This is a genomic window from Polaromonas sp. CG_9.5 (assembly GCF_035984465.1).
Classification (GTDB): domain Bacteria; phylum Pseudomonadota; class Gammaproteobacteria; order Burkholderiales; family Burkholderiaceae_C; genus Polaromonas.
On record NZ_JAXCHR010000007.1, the window covers coordinates 12,220 to 26,308 of the forward strand.

Consider the following 14,089-nt stretch of genomic DNA (forward strand, 5'->3'; position numbering starts at 1 on the left):
GTCCGGGCTGGACGCCCCCCAGGTTTTCAGCCCTTCAGTGCCACCCGCATGGCATCGATCACGGCCTGGTAGTCCGGCTTGCCAAAAATCGCGCTGCCCGCCACAAACGTGTCGGCGCCGGCATCGGCCACGCGGCGGATATTGTCAATTTTGATGCCTCCATCGACTTCGAGGCGAATATCCCGGCCCGAGGCATCAATGCGTTTGCGCGCCTGCTCGATCTTGCGCAGCGCCGAGTCGATAAAGCTTTGGCCGCCAAAGCCGGGGTTCACGCTCATGATCAAGATCAGGTCAAGGTCGTCAATCGTCCAGTCCAGCACGTCCAGCGGCGTGGCCGGGTTGAAGACCAGACCGGCCTTGCAGCCTTTGGCCTTGATGGCCTGCACGCTGCGGTGGACGTGGCCAGAGGCTTCGGGGTGAAAGCTGATCAGGTCGGCGCCGGCGTCGGCAAAAGCGGCGGCCAGGCTGTCAACCGGCTGCACCATCAAATGCACATCAATCGGCACGGCGGAGCCATCGGCGCGTTGGCAATGGGGCTTGAGCGCCTGGCAAATCATCGGCCCGAAGGTCAGGTTGGGCACGTAATGGTTGTCCATCACGTCAAAGTGAATCCAGTCGGCGCCGGCGGCAATGACGGTTTTCAGCTCTTCGCCCAGGCGGGCAAAGTCGGCGGACAAAAGAGACGGAGCAATCCGGTAAGTGGGCGTGGTTTTAGGCATGCGCAAGATTGTCGCAGCAAGCGGGCGTGGCGTCAGCCGCCCCAAATATGACAGGACAGGCCAAGTCAGCGCAAGGCCAGCCCGGTTAACATGGCGGGCCAACCGAGTGCCCGCCATGTCCAAATATGAATTTTCCTGCGAAGTTTCTCCCCAGTTCCAGCCTGAGCAATCAGCGCCCGAGCAGGGTATCTACGGCTTTTCGTACACCATCACCGTCACCAACACCGGCGAGGTTGCGGCCCAGCTGATTTCCCGGCACTGGATCATCAGCGACGCCAACGGCCATACCGAAGAGGTCAAGGGCCTGGGCGTGGTGGGCCAGCAGCCGCTGCTCAAACCCGGCGAGTCGTTCCAGTACACCAGCGGTTCGCGCCTGCGCACCGTCAGCGGAACCATGCACGGCAGCTACTTTTTCGTCGCTGAAGACGGCGAGCGGTTTGAGGTGGTGATTCCCCTGTTCATCCTGGAAGCGACGAGTAGCGGCGGCACGTCCCGGCGCGTGCTGCACTGATGACGTTGTATTTAGACCTGCGATGAAGGATCTGCCCCGGTTGCTCAAGGCGCTGGATCCGGCAGCTGAGCTGGCCGATCGTCATGTCTGGCTGATCAGGCTTTTTGAATGGATTCGCGGCGACAAAACCTCGGTCCAGGCGTCCGTGGCCCGGGTGCAGGTGTTTATGGAGGCGGTTCAGAAGCAGCCCGAGCTGCAAACCCGGCTGCAGGCCTGGTGGGAAACGCTGATCCAGACGGTTGACATCACCCCGTTGCTGGCTGACTTTGGTTTTGCACCGCGCACCGCTTTTGTCAGCGAACTGGCTGAACGGCTGCGCCGCAAGCTGCTGCCCGGCACACCCGAAACCCAGGACGCTGCAGAGCTGTTTCCGCTGGTGGTGCCGACACGCTTTGATGCGCAGTGGATGGGCGCGCTTGAAGAATCGCAAATCACGCAGCTCACGGCGCTGCTGTCGGCCAACCCGGCACGCGACAGGCGGCGCTGGCATTACAGCCTGATGGATGCCCTGACTTACTGCACCGCGCAAATCCGCGCCACCGGCTTTGCGCCTGAATTGCGTCTGCGCATGAACCGGGCCAGCCCGCATGCACGCGCCTTTCACGCCCTGCCCGCCGATGTGCAGGCGCTGCGTACGGTGTTTTTTCAGCCGGTACGCGATGAGGCGGCGCTGCAGGCGGCTATCCAGCAATACCGCGAACGGCTTGATGCCTGCCGGCAGGCGGTGAACAGTATTTACACCCATCTGGAAGAAAACGGTATTTCCGTCGGCATGGTGTTCCGGCTGCGCCAGCTGCGCGCCCGGATGCTGCGTGACCGCGAGTTGCTCGAAGCCCTGTTGTCGCCCAAACCGGCAATGGCGGCGCTCAAGTTGCTGGTGCGCCGCGTGACCACGGCGCAGGAAAGCAAGAGCATTGGCGCGCTGATCAGCAGCAACTCGACGCTGCTGTCGGCCAAGATGGCCGAGCGCAGCGCGCAAACCGGCGAGCACTACATCACCCGCAACCGGGCTGATTACCGCGAAATGCTGGGCATGGCGATGGGCGGCGGCGCTGTCACCGCCCTGACGACGCTGCTGAAATTCATGGTCGTGGGCATTGGCCTGTCGGCCTTCTGGAGCGGCTTCTGGGCCAGCATCGCCTATGCAGGCTCGTTTGTGCTGATCCAGCTGCTGCATCTCACGCTGGCCACCAAGCAGCCGGCCATGACCGCGCCAGCGATGGCCGCCAAGCTCAAAGACATCGACTCGGACGAGTCGCCCACCACGCTGGAAGACTTTGTCGATGAAGTCACGCATCTGGTGCGCTCGCAGGTGGCGGCGGTGTTGGGCAATGTGGTCATGGTGGTGCCGGCGGTGCTGCTGGTCAATGTCCTGATCACGCTGGCGCTGGGCCGTCCGATGATCAGCGCGCAAAGTGCGCACCATGTGCTGGAGTCGCTCACGCTGCTCGGCCCGACGCTGGTGTGGGCAGCCTTCACCGGCGTCGTGCTGTTTACCTCCAGCATGATTGCCGGCTGGTTTGAAAACTGGTTTGTGCTGCACCACATCGGCTCGGCGGTGCAGCACAACCCGCGCATCACTGCCGTGCTGGGCAATGAAAGGGCGACGCGCTGGTCGGCTTTCATGCGCCTGCATATTTCAGGGTTCGCCTCCAACATCTCGCTGGGATTCATGCTCGGATTGATCCCGGCGTTCACCGGCTTTTTTGGCATTGAGCTTGAACTGCGCCATGTCACGCTCTCGACCGGGCAACTCGCTGCAGCCGGGGCTTCGCTGGGGCTGGACGCCTTTCGGCATGCTGCGCTCTGGTGGAGCATGGCCTCGATTCCGCTGATTGGCGCGCTCAATCTGGGCGTGAGTTTTTACTTTGCCTTCCGGCTGGCGCTGCAGGCACACAACGTCAGCAAGCCTGACCGTGCCCGCATCCGCGCCGCCATCTGGGCGCGCTGGCGCAGCCATCCCCTGAGCTTTTTCATCCCGGCCTGAATACAAGGCTTTCGGCCTTGTAATTCATAATACTTTTTCCTCCAACCGCGAATCCGTATCATTTCGTTGTTCTTCGGGCAACGACGCGTCTTCTGTCTGCTTGCCGCCCTGTTCAAGGCCGGGCATCCCGTCGGGCATCACGCCTTGCCTGCCCACCTGGCAGGAAAAGCGCCCAACCTCCTACTGTGGAGACCTTTTCCTATGAATGAAATCATGGCCATCTGGGCCGAATGGATCAAGCCTTCGGCCGGCTTGCCGACCGTGCAGTGGTCGATCCTGCTGGCGATTGCCGCTGCGGCCGGCCACCTTGTCAATCGCTACAGCGGCCTGCCCAAGGTCATTGGCTATTCGGCCGTGGGCGCTTTTGCGGGCCTGGCCGGTTTCACGGGCGCGATCTGGCCGCTGCAAGGCACCGGCCTGTTTCTGCTTGAACTGGGCGTGGCGGTGGTGCTGTTTGAAGCCGGCGGGCGCATTCCGCTGCGCTGGTTTCGCCACAACCCGATGGTGCTGGTGCAAAGCCTGGCAGAGTCGGCGCTGACATTTTTCGGCGTGCAGTGGCTGCTGCGCCTGATGGACGTGCCTGACGTGGTGGCCGAATCGGTGGCGCTGGTGGCCATGGCCGCGTCGCCAGCGGTGCTGTCCCGGGTAGTGACTGACACGCGCGCCGCCGGCCCCGTCACGGAACGCGCGCTGGTGCTGTCCACCCTGAGCACCCTGTATGCCCTGCTGCTGTGCAGCGCCAGGGCAGGCATGCTGCCACGGGGCGAAACCGCCCTGTCGAACTCACTGTTTCCGGTGCTGGTGGTGCTGGGCATGTCAGTGGTGGTGGGCGCTGTGCTGGCGCTGGTGCTGCGCACCGCGCTGCGGGTGATGAGCCCGACCAGCGAAAACACCGCTATCTTGCTGCTGAGCCTGATTGCAGCGGGTGCCGCTATTGCGTCCAACTTCGGCGGCTCCGCGCCGCTGGCGGCGTTGCTGGGCGGCATGCTGCTCAAGCAACTCAACCCGCGCCCGTGGGCCTGGCCCCGGCAAATGGGCACGGCGTCGTCGATGCTGACGATGCTGATGTTTGTGCTGGTGTCGGTGGTGGCGGCGCAGGCCGACTGGAGCCGTCCGGTCGCCAGCCTGGTGGTGGCGCTGGTGGTAGTGCGCATGATGACCAAGGTGGCCGGCGTGGCGCTGGGCAATATCGGCAGCGGCACCAGCTGGAAGCAAGGCTTGTGGGTTGGCTGCACCATGTCGCCGATGTCATCGGTGGCATTGCTGCTGGTGTCGCAGTACGTGGCCGCGTCTGCGTCTATCGGCGGCCAGGTGGCCGTTATTGCCCTGCCCGCCATCTTGCTGATGGAAATGCTGGGCGCCGTGCTGGCCACGGTGGCCCTCTACCGCGCCGGCGAATGTTCCAAACCCTGGTCGCCCGTGGTGCGCGGCGCTTCAACCGGACCTGTCCATGAGTCTTGAACACTTCGAAAAATCAGCCGCCCTGTCGCTGGGCGTCGAGCTGGAAATGCAGCTCGTCAACACCCACGACTACGACCTGGCGCCCTACGCCGAGGACATGCTGCGGCTGATGACCAAGATCCCGCTGCCCGGCGCGGTGGTGCCCGAGATGACGTCGAGCATGATCGAGGTTTCGACCGGCGTTTGCCATTCGTCGTCCGAAGTGCTGGGCCAGCTCACGCAGATCCGCGATGCACTGGTCAAGAGCGCCGACAAGCTCAACATTGCCGTGGTCGGCGGCGGCACGCACCCGTTCCAGCAGTGGCACGAGCGCCGCATCTACGACAAGCCGCGCTTTCGCGAGCTGTCCGAGCTGTACGGCTACCTGTCCAAGCAGTTCACCATCTTCGGCCAGCATGTGCACATCGGCTGCCCCGACGCCGACACCGCGCTGCTCACGCTGCACCGCATGTCACGCTACATTCCGCACTTCATCGCCCTGTCGGCGTCCAGCCCGTATGTGCAGGGGCAAGACACGGCGTTTGATTCGGCCCGGCTCAACTCGGTGTTTGCGTTTCCGCTGTCGGGCCGCGCGCCGTTTGCGCTGACGTGGGACGAGTTCACGGTGTACTTCAACAAAATGGCGCACACCGGCGTGGTCAAAAGCATGAAGGACTTTTATTGGGACATCCGGCCCAAGCCCGAATTCGGCACCATCGAAATCCGCGTTTTCGACACGCCGCTGACCATTGAGCGCGCCGCTGCGCTGTCCGGTTACGTGCAGGCGCTGGGGTCGTGGTTCATGAACGACCAGCCCTTCATGCCCGCTGAAGACGACTACCTGGTCTACACCTACAACCGTTTTCAAGCCTGCCGTTTCGGGCTGGACGCGGTGTATGTTGACCCGGCCACGGGCGGACACATGCCGCTGCGCGAACACATCCTGATGACGATGGCGCAGATCGAGCGCCATGCCCACAGCACCGGCGCCAGCGCGTCCATCCAGTTGCTGCGCAACAGCGTCGAGAACAATGACAACGACGCCCGCTGGCTGCGCGAGCGCCAGGGCGAAGAACGCCTGCTGGCTGAAGTCATCCGTCAGGCCGCCGACCGCTTCCGGGGTGGCGTGGACTACGTTTAGTCGCCTTGACGCCTTGACGCCTTGAATTGTCGTAACTTCCCAGCTTGTCAAAAGGCTGGGCAAGCTGTCAAATCAGCAAGCGTTTGCGCGGGGTAAGTTGCCCCCAGGCGGGCGAAAAGCTTCCCCGCATACAGCAGCGGCCTGCAAGTTACTTCTTCAGAAAGCGCCCAAAAATGCCGCCATTGGCCGTCGCTGGCCCCTGCGCGCCGGCGGCTGACATCGATGCAGCAGCCGCAGTCGCAGCGGCGGGCGCCGACGTGCTCAGCGCGAGCGTGGTATTCATCAGCTCCATCAGCATTTTCTCGGCGGCATCTGCCTTCATGACGTAAGGATTGAAGGTGCTTTGCTGCGAATATTTCAGGAACAACGCCCGGTTGTCTGCGTTGGGCGCGGCAAAACCCATTGACCAGCTGGCCCAATGGCGCTCCTCGATTTCCTTGCAGCTCAGGATAGTCACGGTGTGGTGACGCGGGTCGCGCAGCAACTTGGCATACAGCTCGTTGACCTGATCGCGCGCGCCTTCAAGCGCCTGCAAAAACAGCTTGCTGTTGAAAGCCAGCATGCCGGTCAGATCGCGCTGGTCGTTGTTGGTTTGGGCCTGCAACAAAATGCGCTTGAACTCGTTGAGGTCAACGCTCTCTTGAGCAGTACTGGCGTAAAGGAGGCGAATCAACATGAAAAAATCCTTGGTAAAAAATGAAAACCTTGTCGTCCGTGCGCACGGACATTGCAGGCGTCAGGGCGTTGTCAGCGTCTGGCGCAGTTCGGCCAGGTGCCGCCGGGCCGGCTCGCCCAGCGGCGCGACCAGTGCCTCGTAGCCGTCAAGACTGCCAATAACCTGCTCTGCCGAACCCAGCGTCTCGAATGCCAGCACAATTTCCAGCGACTGCTCGGGCAGATGCACCGCCACGAAGTCACTCACCAGCAGCAGCGCCTTGCGCAACTGATAAGCGGCATTGCCAAACGCGGCGTTACCGGCTGGCGCCAACCCTGCCGTCGACAACTCATCGCCAAAACTGGCCCAAGCCGCAAGATCGTCCGTCAATGTCGCCGGCGAGGCCCCCGAAGCGCTTGGGCCAGCAGCCGGTGTCCATGCAGCAGGCGGGGAGACAAAACCTGGCGCACTACGCGGCGCGGCAGGCACGTTGCCGATACTGGCCGCACTATCGGGCGGCGCCATGACCTGCTCGACCAGACCTTGCGCCTCCAGCGCGCGCATCAGGGCGGCCACATCGCCGAACGACGACAAAGTTTCGCGATAAACGCTCAGCGGGGTGTTGCCGTTCACGACCATCAACAAGCTGCGCAGTTTGCGTGGCAAATCGCCCTTGCTGTTCAGAACGGCTTCATTGCCTGCGGGTGTGCGTCGGTAGATGGGCATATTCGTATCGCTCTGCTCGGTTGGTCTTGGGTGACATGGCGTCCACGGCTGGATTCATTTGCGGGAATTTTAATGATTTTTACAAAATGTTTCTTTTTGCTGAAAAAGGCCTTTTTATGCGTTAGAAACCCGGTAGCGCCCGCCCGCGCGCCGTTGTTCAAGCCCTGCCTGTATGCTTGCCGCCATGGGTGAATTTGACTTGATTGCGCGTTACTTCACGCGCCCTACGCCGCGCGCCGTGCTGGGCGTGGGCGACGACTGCGCGCTACTCCAGCCCGCGCCAGGAACGCAGCTGGCGATTTCCAGCGACATGCTGGTCGAAGGCCGGCATTTTTTTGCCAGTGCCGATCCTTTTGCGCTCGGCCACAAGGCGCTGGCCGTCAACCTGAGCGACCTGGCCGCCTGCGGTGCGACGCCGCTGGCCTTCACGCTGGCGCTGGCGCTGCCCGATGTCAACGAAACGTGGCTACAAGGCTTTTCGCAAGGGCTGCTGGCGCTGGCCGATGCGCACGGCTGCGAGCTGGTCGGCGGCGACACCACGCAGGGGCCGCTCAACATCTGCATCACCGTGTTTGGCGAAGTGCCCGTGGTCAACGGCAAAAGCCAGGCGCTGCTGCGCTCGGGCGCCCGGCCGGGTGACGATGTCTACGTCAGCGGCACGCTGGGCGATGCGCGGCTGGCGCTTGATGCCCTGCGCGGCACGCTGGTTTTGCCGGCCGACCTGCTGGCACAAGCCCGCGTGCGGCTGGAGCAACCCACGCCCCGCGTCGCGCTGGGCCAGGCGCTGCGCGGTGTGGCGTCGGCTGCGCTCGACCTGAGCGACGGCCTGCTCGGCGACCTGGGCCACATCTTGAAAGCCTCGGGCGTTGGCGCCACGCTGGACACCTCGATTGCTATGCAATTAATAGCTGCTTGCGCCTATCCAGCGTGCGCAACAGGCCTTATTTCCTTAAAAAAGCAGCTGGAATGCGTGTTGGCCGGCGGCGACGACTACGAATTGGCATTTACCGCCCCGCCAGCGGCCCGGCAAGCCGTGCTGGCCGCCGCGCGGCTGGCAGAGACACCCGTCACGCGTATTGGCCGCATCGATGCCGAACCCGGTCTGCGGCTGGTCGATGCGCAGGGCCAGCGCTTGAGCGGCCACTATTCATCCTTTGACCACTTTGCCTGACTCACTGAAGCCTGCGTATGAACGATCTTTCCTTGCCGGCTTCGCCTGCCCCGGCCGCCCCTCTCCGCCCCACGGCCAAATTCATGCTGGCGCATCCGGCGCATTTCATGGCGCTGGGTTTTGGCTCGGGCTTGAGCCCGGTTGCGCCCGGAACTGCCGGCACGCTGTGGGCGTGGCTGTCGTTTCTGGTGCTGCAGCGCTGGCTGTCGCCGGCAGATATCGGCTGGCTGATTGCGGTGTCGATTCCGCTCGGCTGGTGGGTGTGTACCGTGACGGCGCGCAACATGCGCGTGCTCGATCCGGGCAGCATTGTCTGGGACGAAATTGTCGCTTTCTGGGCGGTGCTGTGGCTGGTCATGCCGACCGGCCTGTTGGGGCAAGCGATTGCCTTTGGCCTGTTCCGCTATTTCGATGCTGCCAAACCCGGCCCGGTGCGCTGGGCCGACCAGTTGTCGCACGGCGTGGACCCGGCAACGGACCGGCACGCCTGGACATGGGCCGGTTTTGGCATCATGTTTGACGACTTGGTGGCCGCTGGTTGCACGCTGCTGGTGATTGCGCTGTGGCGGTTTTTTGCATGAGCAATTCGCTATTAAAACAAGAGCTGCCCGCGCCCGGCCTGATTGCGCTAACGGCCAGTTTGGCTGCTATCTTGCAAAAAAATGGCTGGCGGATGTCCACCGCTGAAAGCTGCACCGGCGGCATGATCGCAGCCGCCTGCACCGACCTGCCCGGCTCCAGCGTCTGGTTTGACCGGGGCTTTGTCACCTACTCGAATGAAGCCAAAACCGACATGCTGGGTGTGCCGGCTGAACTCATTGGCCGTCATGGCGCGGTCAGCGAAGAAGTGGCGCGTGCCATGGCGCAAGGCGCTGTTACGCATTCACTCGCTCAAGCTGCTGTGGCGGTCACTGGCGTGGCAGGCCCCAGCGGCGGCAGCGCAGAAAAACCGGTGGGTACGGTGTGGCTGGCATGGGCTACGCCAGCGGGTGTGATCAGTGAGAGGTGCCACTTTGACGGCGACCGCGCGGCGGTGCGCCAAGCTACCGTGCTGCATGCACTGCAGCGGCTGGTGGAATTGCTGGCGAGTCAGCCAACTAACCGGTTAATAGCAAAGTGACACCGGCGAATTGAATCGCTGGCGCAGCGGTTTACTCAACCGCTGATACCGTCACGCCATGCTCAGCGGAAAAGGCCTGCAGGATCTCGGCAATCTGCGCATCCTGCAGTGTGGTGGTCAGCTCGACAATCTTGTGGCCGCTGCCCTTGTGGCTGTCGCTGACGGCCACCTGCGCTTCGCTGTCTTTTCCCGCCAGCAGTTGCTGCAGCGTGGTATCGAGCGAACCCATCAGTGCGTTGCGCTCGGGCTGTGTACTGTCCGAATGCGCCGCGTACTGCACTTCAAAGGAAAAGTTGGTTTTGGCTTGCATGCGCTTTAACCTTTACTGGCCCAGCGTGGCCGCCAGCGTGATTTCGGGCACGCTGGCCAGCGCCTTGGACAGCGGGCAGCCTTTTTTGGCTTCTTCTGCAATTTCCTGAAAACGGGCTTCGTCGATGCCGGGCACCACGGCTTTGAGCGTCAGCGCAATGCGGTCAATCACAAATCCATCGCCTTCGGTTGCCAGGCGCACTTTGGCTTGCGTATCAACCGAGGTGGTCGCAAAACCGGCCTTGTCGCAGGCAAACGAAAACGCCATCGTGAAGCAGGCGGCATGCGCTGCGCCCAGCAATTCTTCGGGGTTGGTGCCGCGCCGGTCGTCTTCAAAGCGGCTGCCAAATCCGTACGGATAGGCCTTGAGTGCGGCGGTTTCGGTGCTGATCTGGCCCTGGCCTTTTTTGCCTTGGCCTTCCCAATGAACGGATGCGGTTTTTTCAGTCATGTGTGGCTTTCGGGTAGGTTGAAAGAGGAGGCTTAAACGCCTTGATCTGCCAGTCTGCCTGCATGCGCCCGACTTGCACGTCAGACAAAACCCCAAATTGCGCTTGATCCATCGTGCCGTAAGCGGGGCCTGGATTACTGCGCTCGCCATGACGTGCTGCCTAGTCGCCCTCGTCCGGGGCCAGACTTTGCATCGCCCAGAGCATGCGCGCCAGCTCGGCCCTCAGTTCGCTGCGCGCCGCCGCCGCCAAGCCGGCCAGGCTGCTGCGCAGGTTCAGGTCGCGCGGTGAAATGGCCTGGCCTTTTCGGGCGAACACAATGCTGTTGGTATTTTCCTGCGTCATGACTTCGACGGCATGCCCATTGAAAGTGCGGCGGATGCGCTCGACCAGCACCGGGTAATCAGGATGGTCGTAATGCAGGTTCACCACCAGCAGGCCGCCCTCCGGCAGCGCGGCCAGGCAGTCGTCATAAAACGGCTGGCTACACAGCGCGGCAGGCTGGCCGTCCTGGTCAAAACCATCAACCAGCAGCACGTCATAGTGCGGCGCTTGGGTGTGCAGGTACAGCGCGCCATCGCCCGCAATCACCTGGAATCTTGCGTCGTCGTCGGGCACCTGGAATTCATGGCGCAGCGCCAGCACGTAGGGGTTGATTTCAAGCACCGTCATGTGGCTGACAGGCAAAAACCGGTGACAAAATTTGGCGATGGAGCCGCCGCCCAGCCCGATCATGCCAATGCGCGCCGGTGCCGGATTGAACAGCAAAAACCCCATCATGGTGCGCGTGTAGTCCACCGCCAGCCGCCACGGACTGTGCAGTTGCATGCGGCTTTGCAACTCGCCCTGCGTGAAGTGCAGCGACCGTAACGCGCCGTCGATCAGCACAAAGGGCTTGGCGAACTGCAGCGACGGAAAGCCGTCAAATTGCGGGTCATCGGGCATGTCGGGCATGTCGGATTTCGTGCGGTTCAAGCCATCAACTTCAAGCCCGGCGGCAGCGCTTCGCCCAGCATGCGGCTTTGCGTCGCCTCGTCCAGCGCCACGTTTTCACGCACCATGTCTGTCCAGACCGACGGCGCGTGAACAGCCTGCAGCCGCGCGATGACCTGTTCGCGCAACGCCAGCGGCAAATCCCTGGCCCGGTCATCCGTCACACGCGCCAGGTTGACGGCGGCAAACGCAGCCGCTTCCAGCCGCTTCCAGTCGAGCGCCAACAGGCTAGTTGTCCACGAGGCCGCCACGTCCGCCGGCACCGCGTCATGCGAGCTGCCATGAAAAGGCTGGCGCGCGCCGATGCGCCCCAGCGCCCACAGGTAAATGCTGTCGTCGACGGTGCTGTCCTGAGCCGCGCCTCTGGCCAGAGATTTTTGCAGCCGGTCCAGCAGCCACTGGCCGATTTCGGTTTTATAGGCCGCCGGAATCCGCTCCAGTGACGCGCCCAGCCGCAGCATGTCGCCCGGGCTGCCCGTGACCGGCCTGGCGGCGCTTTCGTCCACGCCCGCGCCGCTTTCGTCGTCATTCATCTCGCTGATTTGCAGGTTGAAGGCAAAGTCATCGAGCAGGCGCAACTGCCCGGCAACGTCCAGCCCGCCCGACACGCGCCGCCACAGCGTCCACCATTCGGCGCCCACCTGCTTGTCATTGACATGCTGCACGCCCAGCGCAAACAGATGCCAGAGCTGCTCAATGCGCCAGCCGTCCAGCGCATCGCCAAAACCGGGCCGCAAACTGAAACCAGCCAGGTTGAACCAAGCGCGTTCATGCGCGGCGCTGCGCCGCCGGCCGCGCGCGCGCAGCATCAAGGCATCAAACAACTGGCGCAGCACCGGCGTCGTCCAGGTCGCCCGGTCACCGAGCAAACGCTCCAGTTGCGCACGCAGTTGCGTCACGTCCTTGCTGCTGACCTGCTGCTTGTTGGTGCCGAAAATACGGTCGATCTGGCCGATGGCTTCGGCGATACGGCCCGCTTGTCGCCGGTCTTCAGGCGTGTCGCCGCCCGCCGAATCACCGCCGGCTTGCGACTGGCGCAAGTCAAACGCCAGTAACCAGCGCTGGCTGGTATCGTCTTCGCTGACGCAATGCATCTCCAGCGTACCGACTTCGGTGAGGGCGGTGGCAAGCTGCACGGCAATGTCTTGCCGGGCGGTTGTTTTTTGACTGGCGGTGGAAGTTGTGACGGCCCCGTCGGGCGCGGCCTGCAGCACCATCACGATGGGCGGCAGTTGCACAAAATCGTGGCTATTCAACGCCACCAGTTCACCCAGCCGGGCCGGTGCCTGACCCGCCGCATCAGCCACCGCGCTGAACAGCTGGAAGCGCACCGGCTGGCCGACGCGCAGGGCAAACCGCTGGCCGCCAAGCAGAATTTCCTGGCCCGGCTCGCTGCCGCGCGGCAAGATGCAGATGCCGCGCGCGCTCGACTTGTCTTTGGCGTCCCGCGCATCATTGAGCCGTAAAAAGTAGCTGCGTGCCGAGCCGCCGCCAATGCGCGGGGCCAGCCCCTGCTGCGCCAGCGCATAGGCCACCGCCCCACGCGCCACGGCCACGTCCGGGTTGTCGTTGTGCAGCAGGCGGATGGGTTCGCCGCGCCACTTATTCAGCGTCTGCGTCAGCCGCTGCACCAACGCATCAGCACGAAACACGCCGCCGTTGAGCAGCAGCGCGTCGGGCAGGCTCGGGCCGTGCTGGCGCAAAAATTCGGCAATGTGGCGGGTGATGGCGGCATCGCGCGCGTACGGCAGCCCAAACGCCACGATGCCGCTGCGCGCCTGCAGCGTTTGCGCGTCAGCGTCCACCTGCGGGAAAAAACCGTCCACGATGAGTTGTTCAACCTCGTGGCGCGTCAGTGTCACCGAGCGGCTACCGCCGATCAGTTTGGAGCCGCCGCCGAGCAACGTCACGGTCGTCTGTTCAGGCGCATCAGCGGCCAGCAGTTGCTCTTTGGCGACGCGGCAGCGATCCATCAGTTGCGCCAGACGGCTGGCCGACAAAGGCGGTGCCGGGGACGCGCCGGCGGCCAGGCGCGCTTCAAGCAGATGCGCCAGCGCCAAGTCCATGTTGTCGCCGCCCAGCATCAGGTGGTTACCCACACCGATGCGGGTCAGCCCGGGCTGGCCATCCACCAGGTCGACCTCAATCAGGCTCAAGTCCGTCGTGCCGCCGCCCACGTCACACACCAGCACGCGCCGGGTTTGCGCCAGCGCTTCGGCCAGCGTGCTGCGGTGGCGCAGCAGCCAGTCGTAGAACGCCGCCTGCGGCTCTTCCAGCAAGCGCAAGGTAGGCAAACCGGCCTCGCGCGCGGCGCGCAGGGTCAGCGCGCGCGCGCCTTCGTCAAAAGACGCCGGTACGGTCAGCACCAGGTCTTGCTGCTCCAGCGGACTGGCCGAAAAACGCTGGTTCCAGGCGGCGCGCACATGGCGCAAATAACTGGCGCTGGCCTCGACCGGCGACACCTTGGGCACATCGTCCGGCGCGCCCCACGGCAAGATGGGTACCAGCCGATCCACGGCGGCATGCGACAACCAGCTTTTGGCGCTGGTTACCAGCCGACCCGGCACTTGCGCGCCCAGCTTGCGCGCCCATTGCCCGATGACGACCGGCGTTGCCACGGCATCTGCCTGCGCAGGCCAGGGCAATTGCAGCGCGCCCGCCGCCAGTTCACCCGCCGCCGCGTGGTAACGCACCGAAGGCAACAACGGCAAGGCGGAGACTTCGCCCGGCGCAACCGTTTGCGCCATGTCAAACAGCCGAATGTCGCCCTGCCCGTCCTGCGCCGCCGACACTGGCGCATAGGCCACCACTGTGTGGGTGGTGCCCAGGTCAATGCCAACGATGTAGTGGCGTGTCAAAAGATGGTTT

General features: G+C 63.5%; 14 protein-coding genes. 7 read left to right on the forward strand and 7 right to left on the reverse strand.

Annotation, left to right across the window (positions count from 1 at the left end; genetic code table 11):
* Positions 1-26 precede the first annotated feature (26 nt).
* Positions 27-719: a ribulose-phosphate 3-epimerase gene (gene rpe / locus RCH06_RS07205; RefSeq protein WP_327080767.1), complete on the reverse strand. Its 693-nt coding sequence runs from the start codon at positions 717-719 to the stop codon at positions 27-29.
* Between the two features lie 115 nt (positions 720-834).
* On the opposite strand from rpe, the gene apaG reads away from it, so the two are divergent.
* The 4 genes from apaG to RCH06_RS07225 all read left to right on the forward strand — a co-directional run bounded on the left by apaG (position 835) and on the right by RCH06_RS07225 (position 5,798).
* Positions 835-1,230, forward strand: a complete 396-nt coding sequence (apaG, locus tag RCH06_RS07210; RefSeq protein ID WP_327080768.1) for a Co2+/Mg2+ efflux protein ApaG — start codon at positions 835-837, stop codon at positions 1,228-1,230.
* A gap of 22 nt (positions 1,231-1,252) precedes the next feature.
* Complete coding sequence (locus tag RCH06_RS07215) at positions 1,253-3,217, forward strand: site-specific recombinase (RefSeq protein ID WP_327080769.1); 1,965 nt, start codon at positions 1,253-1,255, stop codon at positions 3,215-3,217.
* Between the two features lie 201 nt (positions 3,218-3,418).
* Positions 3,419-4,678: a cation:proton antiporter gene (locus RCH06_RS07220; RefSeq protein ID WP_327080770.1), complete on the forward strand. Its 1,260-nt coding sequence runs from the start codon at positions 3,419-3,421 to the stop codon at positions 4,676-4,678.
* Positions 4,668-5,798 (forward strand): YbdK family carboxylate-amine ligase, encoded by a 1,131-nt coding sequence (locus RCH06_RS07225; RefSeq protein ID WP_327080771.1) that lies wholly within the window; start codon positions 4,668-4,670, stop codon positions 5,796-5,798. Before RCH06_RS07220 ends, RCH06_RS07225 begins: the two co-directional genes overlap by 11 nt.
* A 148-nt stretch (positions 5,799-5,946) precedes the next feature.
* Here the strand turns inward: RCH06_RS07225 and RCH06_RS07230 are convergent, their stop codons facing one another.
* The gene (locus RCH06_RS07230; RefSeq protein ID WP_327080772.1) at positions 5,947-6,474 is read right to left on the reverse strand and encodes a BLUF domain-containing protein; all 528 of its coding nucleotides are present in this window, start codon (positions 6,472-6,474) and stop codon (positions 5,947-5,949) included.
* 60 nt (positions 6,475-6,534) lie between these two features.
* Complete coding sequence (locus RCH06_RS07235; RefSeq protein ID WP_327080773.1) at positions 6,535-7,179, reverse strand: hypothetical protein; 645 nt, start codon at positions 7,177-7,179, stop codon at positions 6,535-6,537.
* Between the two features lie 172 nt (positions 7,180-7,351).
* Here RCH06_RS07235 and thiL point away from each other — a divergent pair, with 172 nt between their 5' ends.
* The 3 genes from thiL to RCH06_RS07250 are packed head-to-tail and all read left to right on the forward strand — an operon-like array spanning position 7,352 to position 9,470.
* Positions 7,352-8,350: a thiamine-phosphate kinase gene (gene thiL, locus RCH06_RS07240; RefSeq protein WP_327080774.1), complete on the forward strand. Its 999-nt coding sequence runs from the start codon at positions 7,352-7,354 to the stop codon at positions 8,348-8,350.
* Positions 8,351-8,367: 17 nt separating this feature from the next.
* Positions 8,368-8,931 carry a phosphatidylglycerophosphatase A family protein gene (locus RCH06_RS07245; RefSeq protein WP_327080775.1) on the forward strand — a complete coding sequence of 188 codons (564 nt, stop codon included), beginning with the start codon at positions 8,368-8,370 and terminating at the stop codon, positions 8,929-8,931.
* A complete protein-coding gene (locus RCH06_RS07250) occupies positions 8,928-9,470 on the forward strand; it encodes a CinA family protein (protein ID WP_327080776.1) in 543 nt (180 codons plus the stop codon). The genes RCH06_RS07245 and RCH06_RS07250 overlap by 4 nt, the downstream gene beginning before the upstream one ends.
* 31 nt (positions 9,471-9,501) lie before the next feature.
* On the opposite strand, the gene RCH06_RS07255 is transcribed toward RCH06_RS07250, so the two are convergent.
* The 4 genes from RCH06_RS07255 to RCH06_RS07270 form a co-directional block, all read right to left on the reverse strand.
* Entirely contained in the window at positions 9,502-9,780 is a 279-nt protein-coding gene (locus RCH06_RS07255) for a hypothetical protein (RefSeq protein WP_327080777.1), read from the reverse strand.
* A gap of 12 nt (positions 9,781-9,792) precedes the next feature.
* Positions 9,793-10,230 (reverse strand): OsmC family protein, encoded by a 438-nt coding sequence (locus RCH06_RS07260; RefSeq protein WP_327080778.1) that lies wholly within the window; start codon positions 10,228-10,230, stop codon positions 9,793-9,795.
* Between the two features lie 160 nt (positions 10,231-10,390).
* Complete coding sequence (locus RCH06_RS07265; protein ID WP_327080779.1) at positions 10,391-11,203, reverse strand: hypothetical protein; 813 nt, start codon at positions 11,201-11,203, stop codon at positions 10,391-10,393.
* Positions 11,200-14,079: an Hsp70 family protein gene (locus tag RCH06_RS07270; protein WP_327080780.1), complete on the reverse strand. Its 2,880-nt coding sequence runs from the start codon at positions 14,077-14,079 to the stop codon at positions 11,200-11,202. The genes RCH06_RS07265 and RCH06_RS07270 overlap by 4 nt, the downstream gene beginning before the upstream one ends.
* Positions 14,080-14,089 lie beyond the last annotated feature (10 nt).

Coding starts and splice junctions, on each gene's coding strand:
- RCH06_RS07235 (WP_327080773.1), bottom strand. CDS start 7,179: ATGCCCATCTACCGACGCACACCCGCAGGCAATGAAGCCGTTCTGAAC.
- RCH06_RS07215 (WP_327080769.1), top strand. CDS start 1,253: ATGAAGGATCTGCCCCGGTTGCTCAAGGCGCTGGATCCGGCAGCTGAG.
- RCH06_RS07245 (WP_327080775.1), top strand. CDS start 8,368: ATGAACGATCTTTCCTTGCCGGCTTCGCCTGCCCCGGCCGCCCCTCTC.
- RCH06_RS07260 (WP_327080778.1), bottom strand. CDS start 10,230: ATGACTGAAAAAACCGCATCCGTTCATTGGGAAGGCCAAGGCAAAAAA.
- RCH06_RS07230 (WP_327080772.1), bottom strand. CDS start 6,474: ATGTTGATTCGCCTCCTTTACGCCAGTACTGCTCAAGAGAGCGTTGAC.
- thiL (WP_327080774.1), top strand. CDS start 7,352: ATGCTTGCCGCCATGGGTGAATTTGACTTGATTGCGCGTTACTTCACG.
- RCH06_RS07250 (WP_327080776.1), top strand. CDS start 8,928: ATGAGCAATTCGCTATTAAAACAAGAGCTGCCCGCGCCCGGCCTGATT.
- RCH06_RS07255 (WP_327080777.1), bottom strand. CDS start 9,780: ATGCAAGCCAAAACCAACTTTTCCTTTGAAGTGCAGTACGCGGCGCAT.
- rpe (WP_327080767.1), bottom strand. CDS start 719: ATGCCTAAAACCACGCCCACTTACCGGATTGCTCCGTCTCTTTTGTCC.
- apaG (WP_327080768.1), top strand. CDS start 835: ATGTCCAAATATGAATTTTCCTGCGAAGTTTCTCCCCAGTTCCAGCCT.
- RCH06_RS07220 (WP_327080770.1), top strand. CDS start 3,419: ATGAATGAAATCATGGCCATCTGGGCCGAATGGATCAAGCCTTCGGCC.
- RCH06_RS07225 (WP_327080771.1), top strand. CDS start 4,668: ATGAGTCTTGAACACTTCGAAAAATCAGCCGCCCTGTCGCTGGGCGTC.